Raw genomic sequence first — 4,827 nt, forward strand, 5'->3', positions numbered from 1 at the left:
GTGCCTGCATTTCACACAGGTTCCATACCGTTTTGATCTCTGGATGAGTGGATCCATAACAACAGGATCCACTGGATTAATGGCGGAGCGGACCATGTTCCCCTATATCTTCTGTACCCCAACAGGAGAGAATCCATGTCGAGCCTCAGCGAAAACAGGCTGTTTTTGCTGCTTTTTTTATCGCTGTTGCTGGCCGATACCGTGCAGGCAACGGCACAAAGCAGGGATTTCAGACAGGCGCCCAAGGCGCTCAGCGCACTGAAAAAAGGCCAGGTGGCACAGAGTCAGGGCAACCTGACCCAAGCCATCCACTTCTACTGCGCCGCCGCCACGACGGGTAACCCGGAAGGTTACTTCCGCATCGGTCGCCTGCTCGCCACAGGCCCGGGCTCGGTGCGCAACCCCAGGATGGCCAACGCCTACCTCGCCATGGCGATGCGCCTTGGCAACCAGCAGGCCACTCGCTACTACAACGCCCGTATTGGCAATGCCGTCATGGGGGATCATTGTGGCGCCGGGGTCGGCGGGGGCGGCGGCTACTTCGCCGAGATCCCCAATACCCCTTTCAACCTGGAGGCCTATCTGGCCCGCCAGTCCCCAGCCAAGCAGAAGCTGGTTATCATGCTGCGCAGCGCCGCCAAGCATCACCACATCGACGAGCGGCTGGTGCTGGCCATCGCCATCGCCGAATCCAATCTCGACAGCCGCGCCGTATCTCCCAAGAACGCCCAGGGACTGATGCAGCTCATACCTGAGACCCAGCAACGCTTCGGCGTTACCCGCCCCTTCGATCCCGAGCAGAACATCAAGGGTGGAGTGGCCTACCTCAAGTGGCTGCACACCCACTTTGACGGCAACTGGACCCTGATGTCGGCGGCCTACAACGCCGGCGAGAAATCGGTGGAACAATACGGGGGCATCCCCCCTTATCAGGAGACCCAGCAATATGTGCGGCGGGTCCTCTACTTTGCGGGCCACAAGCAACCCTGAGCGGGCAATCAGGGTATCGCCGACAGGAATGCGGCTACCTCACCTTGCAACGGTCAAGGAAATGGCGACCATGTCCAGCATTGTTCAAAGCCATAGTGGCGGTAGTAACCCACCAGATTGCTGACCAGCAACAGCGCCTCCATCAGCGCGGCGACCAGTGAGCCCAGCCGCAGCTTGTTGACCAGCCAGCAGATCCCGACCGCCGCTCAACGTCAGCCGTGGCAAGCACAGGCAAAGGGCTTCGCCCATCGCGGCAGCCAAGTCCATTGCGCAGAGAAAGGCAGCCAGTGGGGGTGCCTGAGGGGATGGGATCATGGCGGCTCCGGGACAAAACAGGCGCCCACATCATGGCAAGCTTGCACGGCTGATGCAGCAAGACGTGACCGCGGCGGCAAAGGGGAGTGCCAACCGGGCGCCGCCTTTGCCCACCCCTGTCCATTGGTTTACAATCGACGGGTTTTTTGGAACCGGGTTGACGGCGTGTCGACCAGGCCCCACCACGACATCAGTCTGTTAGTGCCAAGACATTAACCCGCTGAAAAGGAAGAGAATTAGCCAATGGCTCAATTTATTTACACCATGAACAGGGTCGGCAAGGTAGTGCCGCCCAAGCGTCATATCCTCAAGAACATCTCCTTGAGCTTCTTCCCGGGCGCCAAGATCGGCGTACTGGGTCTCAACGGTGCCGGTAAGTCCACCCTGCTGCGCATCATGGCGGGCATCGACACCGATATTGAAGGGGAAGCCCGTCCGCAACCCGGCATCAAGATTGGCTACCTGCCCCAGGAGCCGAAGCTGGATCCGGAGCAGACAGTGCGCGAAGCGGTCGAAGAGGCGATCGGCGAGGTGAAGCGCGCCATGGCCCGTCTCGACGAGGTCTATGCCGCTTACGCCGATCCGGATGCAGATTTTGACAAGCTGGCCCGCGAACAGGGCGAGCTGGAAGCCATCATCCAGGCCCAGGGTGGCCACAACATGGAAAACCAGCTGGAGCGCGCGGCCGATGCCCTGCGCCTGCCAGCCTGGGACGCCAAGATCCAGCACCTCTCCGGTGGTGAGCGCCGCCGTGTAGCGCTGTGCCGCCTGCTGCTGGAAAAGCCGGACATGCTGCTGCTGGACGAACCGACCAACCACCTGGATGCGGAATCCGTGGCCTGGCTGGAGCGCTTCCTGCACGACTACGAAGGCACAGTGGTGGCCATCACCCACGACCGTTACTTCCTCGACAACGTGGCAGGCTGGATCCTGGAGCTGGACCGCGGCGAAGGCATCCCGTGGGAAGGCAACTACTCCTCCTGGCTGGAGCAAAAGGACGCCCGTCTGGCGCAGGAAGCCAGCTCCGAAGCGGCTCGTCGCAAGTCCATCGAGAAAGAGCTGGAGTGGGTGCGTCAGAACCCGAAAGGCCGTCAGGCCAAGTCCAAGGCCCGTATGGCTCGCTTCGAAGAGCTCAACACCAACGACTACCAGAAGCGCAACGAGACCAACGAGCTGTTCATTCCGCCCGGACCGCGCCTCGGCGACAAGGTGCTGGAAGTGGCCAACCTGCGCAAATCCTACGGTGATCGGGTGCTGATCGACGATCTGTCGTTTGCCATTCCGAAGGGGGCCATCGTCGGCATCATAGGTCCGAACGGTGCCGGTAAATCGACCCTGTTCCGCATGATGTCAGGTCAGGAGCAGCCGGATTCTGGCACCATCACGCTGGGTGAAACTGTGGTGCTGGCCTCTGTCGATCAGTTCCGCGACAGCATGGACGACAAGAAGACGGTGTTCGAAGAGGTCGCCGACGGTCAGGATATCCTGCGCATCGGCAACTACGAGTTCCCGAGCCGCGCCTATATCGGCCGCTTCAACTTCAAGGGTTCCGACCAGCAGAAGCGGGTTGGCGAGCTCTCCGGTGGTGAGCGTGGTCGTCTGCATCTGGCCAAGCTGCTGCAGACCGGCGGCAACGTGCTGCTGCTGGATGAACCGACCAACGATCTGGACATCGAAACCCTGCGCGCCCTCGAGAACGCCCTGCTGGAGTTCCCGGGTTGTGCCATGGTCATCTCCCACGATCGCTGGTTCCTCGACCGTATTGCCACCCACATCCTGGATTATCAGGACGAGGGCAATATTGCGTTCTTCGAAGGTAACTTTACCGAATACGAAGAGTGGAAAAAGAAGACCTACGGCGCCGAGGCGATCCAGCCACACCGGGCCAAATACAAGCGCATCACCAAATAAGGGTGGCGGCGTCACAAGGGGAGCTCAGGCTCCCCTTTCGATTGCCTTTGACTTACAATCGAAGGCGTATGCCTTTGCATGGATGTAGCAAGATGACGACCCAGCCCCCCATAGAGAAGAAACTCACCATCCAGATCCGGGTCGAGCCCGGCTGCCTCGGGCCAGATGGCAAGGAACACATCGAGACCTTCTGTGTCGCCGCTGCCAAGATTTTCTCTGTCATCGATCCTGAACTGGTGAGCTGGGTGCTGATCCCGCGCTACGACAAGCAGTTGCCGGAACAGGAGTTCTTCATCGAGGGACGCAAGCTGACCGAGGAGCAGGCCAGCCTGTTTCTGCGCCGTCTCGGGCGAGAGCTCGGCGAGGTGCTGGACAGACTCGACTCGGTGCTGGCCCAGCTGGTGGAGCGTTACTTCAAGACCCTCTAAGCCGTATTCTCAATGGGTTCACCATAAAGGTTCTCTGGCGAGAACCTTTTTTATTGCGCAAATAGCAAACGTTTGAATTTTTGCGCTATTCATTGATCCGCTTCGCAGATCCGGGGTTTGTAAACGCCGCCGCCTGTGTGAAAATGTGCCCGCTGTCACGGTATCAGGACGAGTCTGGTCACTTAGTCACCAGAAAAATAGCCCCCTTGCCCACGCATGGATGGGGTGCCGACTCTCCTGCTGCTTATTTCACGTCACCTATTGGAATCCAACATGAACCAACAACACCAAGCTGCCAACCAGGCCGCCGGGCAAGGATTGCTTGAGCGCCTGTTTGCCCTGCAAGGCCATGGCACCAATGCCCGCACCGAAGTGATCGCCGGCATCACCACCTTTCTGACCATGGTCTATATCGTGTTCGTCAACCCGCAGATCCTCTCCGCTGCGGGCATGGACACCCAGGCCGTGTTCGTCACTACCTGCCTCATTGCCGGTATCGGCAGCATACTGATGGGCCTGTTGGCCAACCTGCCCATCGCCCTGGCCCCCGCCATGGGGCTGAATGCGTTCTTCGCCTTCGTGGTGGTGGCTGGCATGGGTTACTCCTGGCAAGTCGGCATGGGCACCATCTTCTGGGGCGCGCTGGGCCTGCTGATCCTGACCCTGCTGCGGGTGCGCTACTGGCTGATCGCCAATATCCCGCTCACCCTGCGGGTAGGCATCACCGCCGGTATCGGTCTGCTCATCGCCCTGCTCGGTCTGCACAACGCCGGGATCGTGGTGGCCAGCCCGGCCACCATGGTGACGGTGGGCAACCTCACCTCCCTGCCCTGCCTGCTGGGTCTGCTTGGCTTCTTTATCATCTGTATCTTCTCCGCCCGTGGCGTCCACTCCGCCGTCCTGATCGCCATCGTGGTCACCACGGGTCTGGGCTGGCTGTTTGGCGATGTCACCTTCAAGGGGTTCGTCTCCATGCCCCCCAGCATAGCGCCAGTGTTCGGCCAACTGGATCTGATGGGATCGCTCGACATCAGCCTGGCGGGGATCATCTTCTCCTTCATGCTGGTCAACCTGTTCGACTCTTCCGGCACCCTGATTGGCGTCACCAACCGCGCCAAGCTGGCGGACGACAAGGGCCACTTCCCGCGCATGAAGCAGGCACTGCTGGTCGATAGCGTGAGCT

At 60.2% G+C, this 4,827-nt stretch carries 4 protein-coding genes and 1 pseudogene; 4 read left to right on the forward strand and 1 reads right to left on the reverse strand.

Going from position 1 to position 4,827, the window contains the following annotated elements; genetic code table 11:
* Nucleotides 1-135: 135 nt before the first annotated feature.
* Nucleotides 136-990 carry a lytic transglycosylase domain-containing protein gene (locus tag AAC083_RS12670; RefSeq protein WP_108536799.1) on the forward strand — a complete coding sequence of 285 codons (855 nt, stop codon included), beginning with the start codon at nucleotides 136-138 and terminating at the stop codon, nucleotides 988-990.
* A 53-nt stretch (nucleotides 991-1,043) separates the two neighbouring features.
* On the opposite strand, the pseudogene AAC083_RS12675 reads toward AAC083_RS12670, so the two are convergent.
* A pseudogene (locus tag AAC083_RS12675) lies at nucleotides 1,044-1,184 on the reverse strand (YgjV family protein); the annotation flags it as partial.
* A 364-nt stretch (nucleotides 1,185-1,548) separates the two neighbouring features.
* Here AAC083_RS12675 and ettA point away from each other — a divergent pair.
* The 3 genes from ettA to AAC083_RS12690 all read left to right on the forward strand — a co-directional run.
* Nucleotides 1,549-3,216, forward strand: coding sequence for an energy-dependent translational throttle protein EttA (gene ettA / locus AAC083_RS12680; RefSeq protein WP_042035078.1), 1,668 nt, complete (start codon nucleotides 1,549-1,551; stop codon nucleotides 3,214-3,216).
* A gap of 92 nt (nucleotides 3,217-3,308) precedes the next feature.
* Nucleotides 3,309-3,644 (forward strand): hypothetical protein, encoded by a 336-nt coding sequence (locus tag AAC083_RS12685; RefSeq protein ID WP_042035080.1) that lies wholly within the window; start codon nucleotides 3,309-3,311, stop codon nucleotides 3,642-3,644.
* 273 nt (nucleotides 3,645-3,917) lie between these two features.
* A partial coding sequence (locus tag AAC083_RS12690; protein ID WP_258224683.1) for an NCS2 family permease occupies nucleotides 3,918-4,827 on the forward strand: 910 nt, incomplete at its 3' end.

Origin of the sequence: Aeromonas sp. HMWF014, assembly GCF_963878295.1 — a bacterium.
Classification (GTDB): domain Bacteria; phylum Pseudomonadota; class Gammaproteobacteria; order Enterobacterales; family Aeromonadaceae; genus Aeromonas; species Aeromonas popoffii.